General features: G+C 64.7%; 12 protein-coding genes. 11 read left to right on the top strand and 1 reads right to left on the bottom strand.

Annotated features, from left to right (window positions below; all coding sequences use genetic code 11):
* Window positions 1-16 precede the first annotated feature (16 nt).
* The 8 genes from soxY (at window position 17) to IVB31_RS17135 (ending at window position 6,798) form a co-directional block, all read left to right on the top strand.
* Window positions 17-508, top strand: a complete 492-nt coding sequence (soxY, locus tag IVB31_RS17170; protein ID WP_247324337.1) for a thiosulfate oxidation carrier protein SoxY — start codon at window positions 17-19, stop codon at window positions 506-508.
* 17 nt (window positions 509-525) lie between these two features.
* On the top strand, window positions 526-837 hold the full coding sequence (gene soxZ / locus IVB31_RS17165) for a thiosulfate oxidation carrier complex protein SoxZ (protein ID WP_247324336.1): 312 nt from the start codon (window positions 526-528) through the stop codon (window positions 835-837).
* Complete coding sequence (gene soxA, locus IVB31_RS17160; RefSeq protein ID WP_247324335.1) at window positions 837-1,700, top strand: sulfur oxidation c-type cytochrome SoxA; 864 nt, start codon at window positions 837-839, stop codon at window positions 1,698-1,700. Before soxZ ends, soxA begins: the two co-directional genes overlap by 1 nt.
* Window positions 1,697-2,014: a hypothetical protein gene (locus tag IVB31_RS17155; RefSeq protein ID WP_247324334.1), complete on the top strand. Its 318-nt coding sequence runs from the start codon at window positions 1,697-1,699 to the stop codon at window positions 2,012-2,014. The genes soxA and IVB31_RS17155 overlap by 4 nt, the downstream gene beginning before the upstream one ends.
* Window positions 2,015-2,065: 51 nt before the next feature.
* Entirely contained in the window at window positions 2,066-3,811 is a 1,746-nt protein-coding gene (soxB, locus tag IVB31_RS17150) for a thiosulfohydrolase SoxB (protein ID WP_247324332.1), read from the top strand.
* A 349-nt stretch (window positions 3,812-4,160) separates the two neighbouring features.
* On the top strand, window positions 4,161-5,198 hold the full coding sequence (locus IVB31_RS17145) for an MBL fold metallo-hydrolase (RefSeq protein WP_247324331.1): 1,038 nt from the start codon (window positions 4,161-4,163) through the stop codon (window positions 5,196-5,198).
* An 87-nt stretch (window positions 5,199-5,285) separates the two neighbouring features.
* The gene (locus IVB31_RS17140) at window positions 5,286-5,447 is read left to right on the top strand and encodes a hypothetical protein (RefSeq protein WP_247324328.1); all 162 of its coding nucleotides are present in this window, start codon (window positions 5,286-5,288) and stop codon (window positions 5,445-5,447) included.
* Window positions 5,448-5,589: 142 nt separating this feature from the next.
* Window positions 5,590-6,798: an MFS transporter gene (locus IVB31_RS17135; RefSeq protein ID WP_247324326.1), complete on the top strand. Its 1,209-nt coding sequence runs from the start codon at window positions 5,590-5,592 to the stop codon at window positions 6,796-6,798.
* Window positions 6,799-6,981: 183 nt separating this feature from the next.
* On the opposite strand, the gene IVB31_RS17130 is transcribed toward IVB31_RS17135, so the two are convergent.
* Window positions 6,982-8,316, bottom strand: coding sequence for an MFS transporter (locus tag IVB31_RS17130; protein ID WP_247324324.1), 1,335 nt, complete (start codon window positions 8,314-8,316; stop codon window positions 6,982-6,984).
* Between the two features lie 144 nt (window positions 8,317-8,460).
* Between IVB31_RS17130 and IVB31_RS17125 the strand changes: the two genes are divergently transcribed.
* The 3 genes from IVB31_RS17125 to IVB31_RS17115 are packed head-to-tail and all read left to right on the top strand — an operon-like array spanning window position 8,461 to window position 12,645.
* Window positions 8,461-9,114, top strand: coding sequence for an ABC transporter ATP-binding protein (locus IVB31_RS17125; protein ID WP_247324323.1), 654 nt, complete (start codon window positions 8,461-8,463; stop codon window positions 9,112-9,114).
* Entirely contained in the window at window positions 9,111-11,573 is a 2,463-nt protein-coding gene (locus IVB31_RS17120) for an FtsX-like permease family protein (protein ID WP_247324322.1), read from the top strand. Before IVB31_RS17125 ends, IVB31_RS17120 begins: the two co-directional genes overlap by 4 nt.
* On the top strand, window positions 11,563-12,645 hold the full coding sequence (locus IVB31_RS17115; protein WP_247324321.1) for a lipocalin-like domain-containing protein: 1,083 nt from the start codon (window positions 11,563-11,565) through the stop codon (window positions 12,643-12,645). Before IVB31_RS17120 ends, IVB31_RS17115 begins: the two co-directional genes overlap by 11 nt.
* Window positions 12,646-12,652 lie beyond the last annotated feature (7 nt).

Raw genomic sequence — 12,652 nt, 5'->3', positions numbered from 1 at the left:
GTGCAGGAGATTTGAGATGACGACACGCACCGGCCCACGCGCGACGCGGCGCCTGATCCTTCTGGGCGCGGCCTCGGTCGCGCTGCTCGGCCTCGGCAACCTACCGTTCGGCGCGGCTCCCGCGCTCGCCGCGGCCAACGATAAATATCCGGACGAGGCGTTCAAGCAGAAGGGCGAGGCGGACGCGATCAAGGCGCTCTACGGCAAGACCGCCGAGCCCTCCGACAAGGTCAAGCTCGACGCGCCCGAGATTGCCGAGAATGGCGGCGTGGTGCCGATCTCGGTGACGACGACGCTCGACAAGGTCACCTCGATCTCGCTCCTCGTGGCCGAGAACCCGAGCGCGCTGGCCGCGTCCTACAAGATTCCCGACGGCACCATCCCTGGTGTCGCCAACCGGCTGAAGATGGCCAAGACCAGCAACGTGGTCGCGATCATTGAGGCCGACGGCAAGCTCTACAGCGCGACCAAGGAAGTAAAGGTCACCGTCGGCGGCTGCGGCGGCTAACGGCGAGGGAGAGACAGATGGCATCCACCATTCGCGTACGCGCAACATCCAACGGCGACATCACCGAGGTGCAGACGCTCATTCAGCACCCCATGGATACCGGCCTGGTCAAGGATGCCAAGGGCGAGTTGATCCCCGCGCACTACATCCAGGAACTGAAGTTCGAATGTAACGGCAAGGACGTCTTTGTCGCCAATTGGGGCACCGCGGTCTCCAAGGACCCCTATGTCAAGTTCAGCTTCAAGGGCGCCAAGAAGGGCGACGATCTCAAGATCTCCTGGACCGACAACAAGGGTGGATCGGACACGACCACCGCGAAAATTTCGTGATGAAGGCCCGGTCCGCCCTCCTGCTTGGCTCGTTGAGCGCCGCGCTCATTGCGTTCGCCCTCACCTCTCCGCGCGTGGTGGCGGCCGACAAGGTCGATCCCGCCGCCGATGCGAAAGCATTCCAGAATTTCTTCTTCCAGAAATTCCCGGCCGTGAAGCACGAGGATTTCGTCAACGGTCCTTATTCGATGAACGAGGACATGAAGCGGCAGTGGCAGGAGAAGGAGGAGTTCCCGCCTTACGAGTTCGCGCTCGACGCCGGCAAGGAGATGTTCGCGACCCCGTTCAAGAACGGCAAGAGCTATGCCGATTGCTTCCCGAACGGCGGCATCGGCATCCGCCAGACCTATCCTTATTTCGACGAGAAGGAAGGCAAGGTCGTCACGCTGGAGCTCGCGCTCAACCGCTGCCGCGAGGCCAATGGCGAAGCGCCCTATTCCTACGTCAAGGACGAGATGGCTTCGCTGACCGCCTACATGGCCTTCACCTCGCGCGGCAAGCCGATGGACATCAGGATTCCCGACGATCCGCGCGCGCTCGCAGCGTACGAGAACGGCAAGCGCTATTTCTACACGCGGCGCGGCCAGCTGAATTTCTCCTGCGCGAGCTGCCACGTGCAGAGCCCGGGCGAGCGCATCCGCGCCGAGATTTTGGCACCGGCGCTCGGCATCTTGAACGCGATGCCGATCTACCGCTCCGAATGGAGCGGCATGGGCACGATCAGCCGCCGCTTCGTCACCTGCAACAGCCAGACCCGCGCGGTTCCGCTGGAGCCGCAGGCGGATGAGTATCGCGACGTCGAATATTTCGTCTCTTACGTCGCCAACGGCCTGCCGATTTCTGGACCGGGAGCGCGGCCATGAAGCAATCACTTCCTCTCGCCATGCTGCTTGCCTTGCTGCTCACCTTGGGCCTCGCGCCGGCGGCGCGCGCGGCCAATGAAGCAGAATTCAAGGCGGCCTATTCCGCCGCCGAAGCCGCATCGAAGGAGGCAGCCGGTATGCGCAACCAATGGACCGTGACCGTATCGGCGCTGGCGGCGGCAAAGAAAGCGGCCGATGGCGGCGATTTCGACCGCGCGACCGCCGCTTCGAAGGAAGCAGAGGCGCTGGCGAAGGCGTCGATCGTTCAAGCTACGTCTGAAAAAGAGGCGTGGAAGGCCATGGAAATCCGCTAGACTGATCATGTTGAAACAGTCGAGCGATCATTGAGGGGCGGAGAATTCGAGATGGCGATCCGCCGCCGCGATTTCCTGAAGAGCACAGCCGCAGTCGCCACCACGCTCAGCCTGCCGCGGCTTGCGCACGGCGCTGAAGCAGCGAGCATTTACGATCTCGAACGGTTCGGCAATGCGCGCATCCTGCACACCACCGATACGCATGCGCAGCTCAATCCGGTCTATTTCCGCGAGCCAAGCGTCAATATCGGCATCAGCGAGATGGCGGGACGGCCGCCGCATCTGGTCGGCCGCGCCTTCCTCGAACGGTTCGGCATCCGGCCCGACAGCGCCGATGCCTATGCCTTCAGCTGCTTCGAGTTCGAGAAGTCCGCGGGCCGCTTCGGCAAGCTCGGCGGCTTCGCCCATCTGAAGACGCTGGTCGACCGCTTGCGCGGCGATGTCGGCGAAAAATACTCCGTGCTCGTTGACGGCGGCGATCTCTGGCAAGGCACGGGGCTCGCCAACATCATGCAGGGCCGCGACATGGTCGAGGTCGCCAATTTGCTCGGTATCGAGGCGATGACCGGGCATTGGGAATTCACCTATGGCGAGGCGGCGCTGCGCGACAATCTCGAGCGCTTCAAGGGCGAGTTTCTGGCGCAGAATGTTTTTCTCACCGAGGAAGCCGCATTCAACGACGCCCGCGCCTTCGACAAGGCCACGGGGCGCGTGTTCAAGCCCTCTGTCATCAAGGAGCTCGGCGGTCATCGCGTCGCGATCGTCGGCCAGGCCTTCCCTTACGTGCCGATCGCGCACCCCAAACGGTTCACGCCGGACTGGACCTTCGGCATCCGCGAAGAAGAGCTCCAGAAGCATGTCGATGCCTTGCGCGGCACCGACAAGGTCGACGCGGTCATCCTGCTGTCGCACAACGGCATGGACGTCGATCTCAAGCTCGCAAGCCGCGTCACCGGGATCGACGTTATCCTCGGCGGCCATACCCATGACGCGATCCCGCAGCCAATCCCGGTGAAGAACGCCAGTGGTACGACGCTCGTCACCAATGCCGGCTCCAACGGAAAATTTCTGGCCGTGCTCGACCTCGCGCTCGACAGAGGCAAGGTCAGCGACGTCAAATATCATCTGCTGCCTGTTTATTCCGAGCTGTTGAAGCCCGATCCCGCGATGGCCGAACTGATCGGCCGGTTGCGGGCGCCCTTCGTGACCGACTGGTCGGAGAAGATCGCAACGCCCGATCGCCTGCTGTATCGCCGCGACAATTTCGCCGGCCCGGTCGACGAGCTGATCTGCACCGCGCTGCGCACCGAGCTCGACGCCGAGATCGCGCTGTCGCCGGGCTTCCGCTGGGGCGTCTCCGCGCTGCCCGGTCAGGCGCTGACGATGGAGGATCTGCTCGCGGAAACCGCCATCACCTATCCCGAGACCTATGTGCAGGAGATGACGGGCGTCGAGATCAAGGACGTGCTGGAAGACGTCTGCGACAATCTCTTCAACGCCGATCCCTATTACCAGCAGGGCGGCGACATGGTGCGCGCCGGCGGGCTCAGCTACACCTGCACGCCGACGGCTGCGATCGGCAACCGCATCTCCGAAGTGAAGCTCAATGGCGGCAAGGCGCTCAGCGCCAACCAACGCTACAAGGTCGCGGGCTGGGCCTCGGTCAACGGCCAGCACGGCGCGCCGGTGTGGGATGTCGTCGCCAAATACCTGCGCTCGGGCCGGATGCTTCAGGAGCGGCTCGGCTCCGGCGTCACGCTGAAAGGCGTCGAGGGCAATCCAGGCATTGCGGGATAGGGCACGGCCGCAAGCCCTTTCGTGGCACAGCGCCGCAACACACTCGGTGTCATCGCACGCCTTGTGCGCAATTGCGCACTGGAGCGGGCGATCCAGTATTCCAGAGACATCGAGAGGATGCGGAGAAGCCGCAGCGTACTGGATTCCCCGCCTTCGCGGGGAATGACAGCCGTGATTGGGCACCGGCTCAGCGTCGCCGACAAACCCGTGCGCCGGATCCGGTCTCCACGCAGCCTGATCACGGGCAATAAAAATCTTCTAAATTTTCTTATCTTGGCAGTAGATTACTTCTCTTTATAGTCCCGGCTGTAGTAGAATCCTCGAAATCAGTTCCACGCCGGGTCTTGCCATGATCTTTCGACAGCTCTTCGACAGCGTTTCAGGCACCTACAGCTACCTGCTGGCGAGCCGCCCCGGCGGCGAGGCGCTGATCCTCGATCCCGTGCTGGAGAAGGTCGACCGCTATTGCCAGCTGCTGCGCGAGCTCGACCTCAAGCTGGTCAAGGCGGTCGACACCCATCTGCACGCCGACCACGTCACCGGCCTCGGCGAGCTGCGCGACCGCACCCATTGCATGACCGTGATGGGCGACCAGACCAAGGCCGACGTGGTGGCGATGCGAGTCGCCGACGGCGACAAGGTGACGATCGAGGGCCTGTCGCTCGACGTGATGTACACGCCCGGCCACACCGACGATTCCTATTCCTATCTGATGGGCGACCGCGTCTTCACCGGCGACACGCTGCTGATCCGCGGCACCGGCCGCACCGATTTCCAGAACGGCTCGTCGCGCGCGCAGTACGAATCGATCTTCAACCGCCTGCTCAAGCTGCCGGACGAGACGATGGTGTTCCCGGCGCATGACTACAAGGGCGATACCGTCTCCACCATCGGCGAGGAGAAGCGCTACAATCCGCGGCTCCAGGTGCGCTCGGTCGACGACTATATCGAGCTCATGGCGAACCTGAAGCTGCCCAATCCGAAGATGATGGATGTCGCAGTGCCCGCCAACATGCATGTCGGCCTGCATCAGGAGGAGCTGGAGAAAGAGGGCCGCGCGCTCAACGCCATCGAGGCGATCCGCTCCCTCGGCCGTCCCGACATCCTGCTGGTCGATTTGCGAGAGACCAACGAGCGGATGAAGCACGGCATGCTCGAAGGCGCGCTGCATACGCCCTATCCGTCCGTCGAGGAGAGCCTCAAGCCCGGCGGCATGCTGCGCGAGGTCGCGGCCGCCACCGGCCGTCGCGTCGTGTTCTTCTGCGCCTTTGGCGAACGCTCGGCGATGGCGGTGGCCGCCGCCAAGGCGACCGGGCTCACCAATACCGCGCACATCGCCGGCGGCATCGATGCCTGGAAGAAGGCCGGCGGGCCAGTGGTGCACTGACGCCTCGTTGAAGACCCTTGAGATAAGTCAGGGACCGCACATATGTCCCGGTAGAATCGGGTGCAGCATCACCATCCGGGATCAGCCATGGCCAAGATCGGCAAGCCGAGCGAGCCGCCAAAAACGAAGACGGCTGGGGACAAGGCCAAGCAGCCTCCGCCTCCACGCGAGATCGACGACGATTACGACGACGGCGACATCGCTACGCCCAAGCGCGATCGTCAGGGCGATGATGATGAGCCGTTGTGAGGTTGGCGCGAGGGTCTTTTGGGCGCGTGTTAGCGCGATATACCCCTCAACCGCCCGCGCTACCTGCCATGCACCTGCGTTCATGGACAAATAACCGCTCTCCGATAGTTTGCGCGCCACCAGGGAGTGAAACGGAACAGCAATGGTCGACGTTCTCGCCGCATCGCAGCAAGGCAAGGCGGACAGCGCGCTGCGCACGCTGACGGGAATCTCGATCGGGCATTGGGTCAGCCATTTCCATCTGCTGGTCCTGCCGATGCTGTTTCCGTTCCTCAAAAGCCAGCTCGGTGTCGGCTATGTCGAGCTCGGCTTCGCGCTCACCGTATCAGCCGTGGTATCGGGGCTGACGCAGGCGCCGACCGGCTATCTCGTCGACCATTTTGGCGCGCGAAAAATTTTGCTGGGCGGCCTCACGCTCGGCGGCATCGCGCTGATCCTGCTCGGCCTGCATCTGAGCTACGCCTCGCTGATCGCCAGCGCCGTGCTGCTCGGGCTCGCCAACAGCGTCTACCATCCCGCCAACTACGCTATCCTCGCCGAGCACATGGACGAAGCGCGGATGGGCCGCGCCTTCTCGATCCATACCTTTGCCGGTTATTTTGGTGGCGCGGTGGCGCCAGCGATCGTTGCTGCGCTCGTCACCGTGTCTGGCGGCAGGGGTGCGCTGATCGCATCGGGCGCGATCGGCGTTGCGGTGGCGTTTCTGCTGGTCGTCATGAGCATACCCGACGCCGGCGCCCACAAGACAAAGCCGGGCAACGAAAATTTGCCGAAGCCGGCCGTGATCACGCCGGCGCTGATCACGCTGACCGCGCTCTTCATGCTGCTCAGCCTGTCGGTTGCCGGCATCAATAATTTCGGCGTGGTGGCGCTGATGAGCGGCTATGGCACATCCTACTCCGCCGCCAATGTCGCACTCACCGCGTTTCTTGGCGCCAGCGCCGCCGGCGTGCTCGCAGGCGGCTTCCTCGCCGACCACACCGAGCGCCACGGCTATGTCGCCGCGGCCTGCTTTGCTGCAAACGCGGCGATCGTGCTGCTGATCGCTTTGGTGACGCTGCCGAGCTGGGCCTTGACCGCCACGATGGCGACCGCGGGATTCCTCTCCGGCGTGATCGCGCCCTCGCGCGACATGCTGGTGCGCAATGCGGCGCCTCCGGGTGCAGCGGGCCGCGCCTTCGGCATCGTCTCCACCGGCTTCAATCTCGGTGGCATCATCAGCCCGCTGCTGTTCGGCTGGATCATGGACCAGAGCGCACCGCATTGGGTGTTCGGGGCCTCCGTGATCTTCATGCTGGCAACGGTGGTGCTGTCGCCATTCACGGAGCGGAAGACGCGAGGCAAGGCGTAACCACGGTGTCGTCCTGGCGAAAGCCAGGACCCATTGCCCCGGGGAGAAGTTGTGGCGCGAAGCTGGTAACCGCGAGTCTTCGTCAAACTACTCATTGGGGTAATGGGTCCTGGATCAGCGCTCGCTTCGCTCGCTTGTCCAGGGCGACAATTTTGATAGAGGCGAGCAGTATCGGACCGCCCCTTACGTCGGCGACACCGCGCCCTTCAGCGGCGCGGCCTGCGCCGCCGCACCCCCGGTCAGCCTGGCCTTCTCCGTGTTCGGCCAGAGCAGCAACAGGCCGAGCAGGCCGGAGCCGACCATGATCACGGCGTTGATGGTGAAGCCGGTCATGTAGCCGTCGAGCATGCTGCCGGCACGCTGGATCACGGTGCCCATCACGAGCGGCGCGATGATGCCCGAAAGGGTGTAGAGCGCGCCATAGATCGCGAGGACCGCGCCGCGCTGCGAGGCCGGGGTGAACTCGCCAAGCATGGGCGGGCAGACGACATAGATCGCGCCACACAGGCCCGTTCCGACCACGAGCAAGCCAAGCTGGAAGCCGGCTCCCTGAACATGCGGCATCGTCGCCAGGATCAGGCCACCGATCACCAACGGTACCGAGCCGAACACACCACGGGCAAGGCGCGTGGTCACGCCGCGCGCCATCAACACCTGCGAGAACCAGCCGGTGAGGATGACGATGGTGGCGCCGAACACCCAGGGCAGGATCGAGATGAAGCCGGCCTGCTGCTGCGAGAATCCGAGTCCCTTGACGATGAAGGGCGTGAACCAGGTGAGCCCGAGCGACAGCGCCCAATAGGCGCCGAAGGTCGCGGCGACGCAGCCGATGAAGGTGCGCGAGGTAAGAAGCTGGATGTAGGGAATCCTTGGCTCGGTCGCAGCGAGGACCTGCGTATTCTCCAGCGGGCCTTCCTTGCCGAGCGTGAGCCAGGCACAGACCCAGATCAGGCCGACGACGCCGAGCGCGCCAAAGGCGTAGTGCCAGGAATGATTGACGATGATCCAGTTCAGCGCCGGCACCGCCAGGATCACGCCGAACGCCGAGCCCTGCGACAGGATCGCGGTCGGCAGCGTGCGCTTCTCGTCCGGGAACCATTTATAAATGGCGTGCATGGCGACCGAAGCCGCCGGGCCTTCGCCGGCGCCGAGCACGATGCGGCAGATCAGCAGCGTGGTGAAGCTGACGGTGCCCACCATCGGAAACTGCGCCAGCGCCCAGATCACGGCGAGTGTCAGCAGCACCCAGCGCGTCGGCACCTTGTTGACGATGAAGCCGACCACGATGGCCGCAATCGAGAACAGGAAGAAGAACGAGGAACCGAGCAGGCCGAACTGTTCCGGCTCGAGCTTCAGCTCGGTCATGATCGGCACGCCGGCGAGGCCGACGACGATCTTGTCCGCAAAGTTTACCAGCATGAACAGAAACAGCAGAAACGTGATCGTCCAGGCGCCCTTTGGCGTCGCTCTGGATGTCGTCATTTTGCCTGCCACCATGGGCGTTCCCTGAGCGCTCATCGTCTCCCCCATCTTTTCCTTGGCACTTTTTTGATTTGGCCGTCTTGGAAGCTAACAACGGCTTCGAGACCAACGCAACCCCGGCATTTCCGCAGCAAGTGTGCTACGCAGCATTTCCGTTAATTCCGTCCGGCGCCATTCATCGTGCTGAGCATCCGAAACCTCTCCAAGACGTTCGCTTCGGCCGGCGAGCCGGTCCACGTGCTGCGTGGCATCGATCTCGACCTCAAGGCGGGCGAGCGCATCGCGCTGACCGGCGAATCCGGCAGCGGCAAGAGCACGCTGCTGCACCTGATCGCGGGGCTCGATGTCGCCGATGGCGGCACGATCCGGCTGGAAGACACCGAGATCACTAAGCTCTCCGACGCGGGGCGCGCGGGGCTGCGGCGCGACCGGATCGGCCTGGTGTTTCAGCAGTTCAACCTGATTCCGAGCCTGTCGGTCGCGGATAATCTCGCCTTCCAGGCGCGGATCGCCGATCGGCACGACGCAGCCTGGTCCAGCGAGCTGATCGAGCGGCTCGGACTCGGCAATCTGCTCAAGCGTTATCCCGAGCAATTATCAGGCGGACAGCAGCAACGGGTCGCGATCGGCCGGGCGCTGGCGACAAAGCCGTTGCTGCTGCTGGCGGACGAGCCGACCGGCAATCTGGATGAAGCTACCGCGGAGGACGTGCTGGCCCTGGCGCGCGATCTCGTCACGCGCACCGGCTGCGGCTTCCTGATGGTGACGCATAGCCTGCATCTGGCCGCGACACTCGATCGCCAGGTCAACTTGCATGCGGGGCGGATCGCATGAAGCGCGCGCTGTGGGTGCTCGCCGTGCTGCTCAGCCATTGGCGACGCCACAAGATGCAGTTTGCAACGCTGCTGATCGGGCTGATCGCGGCGACCGCGCTGTGGAGCGGCGTGCAGGCGATCAACCAGCAGGCCCGCAACGCCTATGATCGCGCTGCGGCAACGTTCGGCGGCGCGCGTACGCCTATGCTGGTCGCACCTGACACGGCGACCTTCTCGCAAGAGCTGTTCGTCAAGCTCCGCCGCGCGGGCTGGCCGGTCTCGCCGGTGCTGGAGGGACGGGTCCAGGTCAACGGGCACTCGGTGCGATTGCTCGGGATCGAGCCGGTGACGCTGCCGGCCGATGTCGGCGACGCGCCGCGCCTCGGGGCTTCGGATCTGAGCAGTTTTGTTGCACCGCCGGGCCAGACATTGGTGGCGCGGGAGACGCTGAGCGATTTGCAGGAGCAGGAGGGGACCGCGCCGCCGATCAGCAGCGGCGCCAACCTGCCACCGCTGCGCGTGCTGCCGCAACTCGTGCCCGGCGTGCTGGTGGTCGATATCGGCGTGGCGCAGCGGCTGCTCAACAAGCCGGACCAAATCTCGCGGCTTCTGATCGGCAAGCCGAAGGGCAAGCCGGCGCCGCTGGCGAGCGTCGTCGGCAATCAGTTGCAGCGGGTCGAGCCCAATGCGGAGACCGAGCTGGAGCGTCTCACCGACAGCTTTCATCTCAACCTCACGGCGTTCGGCCTGTTGTCGTTCTTCGTCGGCTTGTTCATCGTCAATTCGGCCGTCGGCCTCGCTTTCGAACAGCGGCTGCCGATGCTGCGCACCTTGCGGGCCTGCGGTGCCTCGGCGCGACTGGTCAACACCGTGCTGGTGATCGAGCTCGTGGCGCTGGCGCTGGTCGCGGGCCTGATTGGGCTCGTGTGCGGCTATTTCATCGCCGCAGCGCTCTTGCCCGACGTCGCAGCATCGCTGCGCGGGCTCTATGGCGCGCAGATCCCGGGACAGCTCAGCTTGCGACCTGAATGGTGGCTCGCCGGAATCGGTATCAGCATTGCCGGCGCGTTGGTGGCCGCGGCCACCAGCCTGATCAAGGCAATCAGGATGCCGGTGCTGGCGACCGCGCAGCCCCAGGCCTGGCAACAGAGCCAGCGCCGCTGGCTGATCCTGCAGAGCCTAGCCGCGTGCGCCGTGTTCGCGGTCGCGCTGCTGCTGCTCCAGTACGGACAATCGCTGATCGCGGGTTTTGGCGTGCTGGCAGCGCTGATGCTCGGCGCGGCGCTGATCCTGCCGGCCTTCCTCGAACTCATCCTGCTGGTCGGGCAGCGTCTCGCGCGAAAACCGCTCGCGCTGTGGTTCTGGGCGGACAGCCGGCAACAGCTCTCGGGATTGTCGCTGGCGCTGATGGCGCTGCTGCTCGCGCTCGCGGTCAATGTCGGGGTGTCCACCATGGTGGAGACGTTCAGCCGCACTTTCGTCGGCTGGCTCAACGGGCGGCTCGCAGCCGACGTCTACATCAGCGCCTCCGACAACGCGCAAGGCGTCGCGATCCGCAACTGGCTGAAGGAGCGCAGCGACGTCCAGGCGATCCTGTCGGGCGGGCGCGCCGAGGCGCAGGTGCGGGGCCAGCCGGTGGAGCTGCTCGGCCTGCCCGATCACGCGCTCTATCGCGAGCGCTGGCCACTGCTGGAAGCAGCGCCGCGCGCCTGGACCCAGCTGGTGCCGGGCAATGCCGCCTTCATCAGCGAGCAGCTGGCCCGCCGCCTCAAAATCCGCGTCGGCGACGTCATCGAGGTGCCGGCACCTGGCGGGACCTGGGAGCTCGACATCGTCGGCATCTATGCCGACTACGGCAACCCCAAGGGACAACTCGCGGTGAACGTCGCGGCGCTGATCAGGCAGTTTCCGCAGACGCCGCAGACGCGGATCGGCCTGATCGTTGCAAAGGAAAATATTTTTGACCTGATCGCGGCGTTGCAGAAGCAGTTTGCGCTCGACGACCGCAGTGTCGCCGATCAGGCGACGGTGAAGGCGGAATCGATCCGCATCTTCAACCGCACCTTTGCAGTCACGTCCGCTTTGAATGCGTTCACGCTTGGCGTCGCCGGCATCGCGCTTCTGACCAGCTTGCTGACACTGGCGAACTCGCGCCTGCCGCAACTCGCGCCGCTCTGGGCGATCGGCATCACGCGGCCGCGCCTCGCCGCGATCGAGCTGACCAAGACGCTGGCGGCTGCGCTGTTCACGTCGCTCTTGGCCGTGCCACTCGGGCTCCTGGTGGCGTGGTGCCTGATCGCGATCGTCAACGTCAAAGCGTTCGGCTGGCGGCTGCCGTTCCATGTGTTTCCGCTGCAGCTTGTCGAGCTGGTCGCGGTGGCGTTGTTGGCGGCGCTGCTTGCCGCCCTGCTGCCGATGATACGACTGGCGCGGATGCAGCCGGCGAGCCTCGTCAAGGTGTTTGCCAATGAGCGCTGACAGGATCTCGCGGCGCGCCTTCGCCGGCGGCATCGCCGCGCTCGCGGCCGTCCGCCGCGCGGGCGCGCAGGGCTATGCCGGGCTCGGCGCGACAGCTGAAGGTTTTGCGCAGGTCACGCCTGGAAAGCTTTTCGCCTTTCCTGGGGATCACGGGCCGCATCCGGAGTTTCGTATCGAGTGGTGGTATCTTACGGCGAATCTCGTCGACGCCAACGGCGCCGCTTGCGGTCTGCAATGGACGCTGTTCCGCCAGGCGGCGCAGCCGGGGCCGCAAGGCGAGGGCTGGGCCAATCAACAGGTGTGGATGGCCCACGCCGCGGTGACGCGCGCCGATACCCATCGCTTCAGCGAGGTGTTCTCGCGCGGCGGAATCGGGCAGGCCGGCGTCACGGCAAAGCCGTTTGCGGCCTGGATCGACGATTGGGAGATGAGCGGGACGGAGCGCACCGGCGATCGCACTCTGGCGCCGTTGACGCTGAAGGCCTCGGGTGCCGACTTCAGTTACGCACTCACGTTGGAGGCCGACCGTCCGGTCGTGCTTCAGGGCAACGGCGGCTACAGCCGCAAGTCGGCGCGCGGGCAGGCCTCCTATTATTACAGCCAGCCGTTCTACCGCGCCCGCGGCAATCTCACGATCGACGACAAGCCCGTCGATGTCTCAGGCCAGGCCTGGATGGACCGGGAATGGAGCAGCCAGCCGCTCGACGCGGACCAGACCGGCTGGGACTGGCTGTCGCTGCATCTCGCATCCGGCGACAAGCTGATGCTGTACCGGCTGCGGCAGAAGGACGGGAAGGATTATCCGTTCGGCAACTGGATCAGCGCCGCCGGCGACACGCAGATGATTGCGGGCAACGACATCCAGATGATTCCGAAGGCGACGGCCGAGGTCGCGGGACATAAGCTGCCGGTGGAATGGCAGATCGCGATCCCATCGCGGTCGTTCTCGATCCTCTGCAAGCCGCTCAATCCCAAGGCCTGGATGGGGACCGGCTTCTCCTATTGGGAAGGGCCGATCAGCTTTTCCGGCACGCATGACGGCGTTGGCTATCTCGAGCTGACCGGGTATTGAAGCGCAA

The sequence above is a fragment of the Bradyrhizobium sp. 21 genome (assembly GCF_023073335.1).
In the GTDB taxonomy this organism is placed as follows: Bacteria; Pseudomonadota; Alphaproteobacteria; order Rhizobiales; family Xanthobacteraceae; genus Bradyrhizobium.
The sequence above is the reverse complement of the archived record's forward strand: the minus strand, read 5'-3'. Positions and strand labels throughout refer to the sequence as shown.

Coding starts and splice junctions, on each gene's coding strand:
- IVB31_RS17115 (WP_247324321.1), top strand. CDS start 11,563: ATGAGCGCTGACAGGATCTCGCGGCGCGCCTTCGCCGGCGGCATCGCC.
- IVB31_RS17120 (WP_247324322.1), top strand. CDS start 9,111: ATGAAGCGCGCGCTGTGGGTGCTCGCCGTGCTGCTCAGCCATTGGCGA.
- IVB31_RS17155 (WP_247324334.1), top strand. CDS start 1,697: ATGAAGCAATCACTTCCTCTCGCCATGCTGCTTGCCTTGCTGCTCACC.
- soxB (WP_247324332.1), top strand. CDS start 2,066: ATGGCGATCCGCCGCCGCGATTTCCTGAAGAGCACAGCCGCAGTCGCC.
- IVB31_RS17135 (WP_247324326.1), top strand. CDS start 5,590: ATGGTCGACGTTCTCGCCGCATCGCAGCAAGGCAAGGCGGACAGCGCG.
- IVB31_RS17130 (WP_247324324.1), bottom strand. CDS start 8,316: ATGAGCGCTCAGGGAACGCCCATGGTGGCAGGCAAAATGACGACATCC.
- soxZ (WP_247324336.1), top strand. CDS start 526: ATGGCATCCACCATTCGCGTACGCGCAACATCCAACGGCGACATCACC.
- IVB31_RS17145 (WP_247324331.1), top strand. CDS start 4,161: ATGATCTTTCGACAGCTCTTCGACAGCGTTTCAGGCACCTACAGCTAC.
- soxA (WP_247324335.1), top strand. CDS start 837: ATGAAGGCCCGGTCCGCCCTCCTGCTTGGCTCGTTGAGCGCCGCGCTC.
- IVB31_RS17140 (WP_247324328.1), top strand. CDS start 5,286: ATGGCCAAGATCGGCAAGCCGAGCGAGCCGCCAAAAACGAAGACGGCT.
- soxY (WP_247324337.1), top strand. CDS start 17: ATGACGACACGCACCGGCCCACGCGCGACGCGGCGCCTGATCCTTCTG.